Consider the following 1,203-nt stretch of genomic DNA (forward strand, 5'->3'; position numbering starts at 1 on the left):
GCAGCGATGCGCCGTGCCGCGGCCACCGTCTTCGGGACAGGTTCGCCCCAAGCATGCGCCGACAATGCGTGGCGGGTCGGCCGGCCCTTCGCATCGACCAGCGGCGGCAGTTTCGCGCGGCCATAGAAGCGCACGGCCCAGCTTCCTTTCCGCCGCATCTCCTGCGGAGTCATCTCCGATTCCTTCTTGGTAACGCCCGGCCGCAAATTTGCGCCCTGCTTGCGCGCAAATGCCTTGCGGCCCGCCGCGGTCAGGCCGCCGCGCGGGTCCCTTTCGCGCGCGGATGCGCCGCGCTTGCGTGATGACTTTGCCGTCTTCTTTGCGGTGCGCTTGCGGGCCTTCTTCGCAGATTTCTTCGCCGACTTTGCTTTCGACGATTTTGACTTGGAAGTCTTCTTGGAGGACTTCTTCTTCGTTGCCACGCGCATGTTGTCCACGAGATTGGGATAGCGGCGGCCGGCGCGGCGGGCGCGCGCTTTCGCCGCCGATTTCTGCGCGGGACTGAGATGCTTGGAGGCCTTGCCGGCCCGTTTGCGAGGATTCGAGCGTTTCCAGGGAGCGCGCGATGTTTTTGCCATGGCGCGTCAACGCCTGATCACGGCAAGGGTTGCGTTGTCTAGATGATCAGGGCCCCGGCACTTTTCCGCTGATGGGCGCGGTCAGCATCGCCTCGAGCAACCGTTCGGCCGTCGTTCCCTCGGGCAGACGCCCGAGGATGTCCTTGAGCCGTCCGTCCAGCAGCAGCGTGGTGAAGCCGTGCACCATCGACCAGGCGCGCGCGATCGCGGCGCCCTGGTTCAGCGTTAGCGCGTCGCCGCTGATCTGCTCCTGCCGCATCATGCCGACGGCGTTGGCAAGCCCGGCGAAGGAGGCTTCAGCCGCCTCGTGCAGCGAGGGTCTCGAATAATCGAGCCGCTCGGTGCGGAACATGATGCCGTACATGCCGGGATGAGCCTGCGCATAGGCGACATAGGCTTTCGGCCGCGCCAGTGCGCATTCGAGCGGCGTGGTGGCGGCGTCCGAGGACGAGGACATCGCGGCGTTGAACTGACGGAAACCGACGGCCGCGAGTTCGCTGAGGAGCCCGGTGAGGTCACCGAAATGATGGGTCGGCGCGGCGTGCGAGACGCCCGCCTCGCGTGCCACCGCGCGCAAGGTGAGACCGGCGAGCCCATCGCGTTCGAGCACCCGTTCGGCGGCCTG

The 1,203-nt window shown here is 66.6% G+C and carries 2 protein-coding genes; both read right to left on the reverse strand.

Features of this window, described 5'->3' with window-relative positions; translation table 11 throughout:
• Positions 1 to 578 (reverse strand): DUF6321 domain-containing protein (locus MOV74_RS38540; protein WP_246932785.1); only part of this gene is annotated, 578 nt, incomplete at its 3' end.
• A gap of 46 nt (positions 579 to 624) precedes the next feature.
• The coding region (locus tag MOV74_RS38545) for a TetR/AcrR family transcriptional regulator (RefSeq protein ID WP_246932787.1) at positions 625 to 1,203 on the reverse strand (579 nt) is incomplete at its 5' end.

The sequence above is a fragment of the Bradyrhizobium sp. SHOUNA76 genome, from assembly GCF_023006445.1.
GTDB lineage: Bacteria > Pseudomonadota > Alphaproteobacteria > Rhizobiales > Xanthobacteraceae > Bradyrhizobium.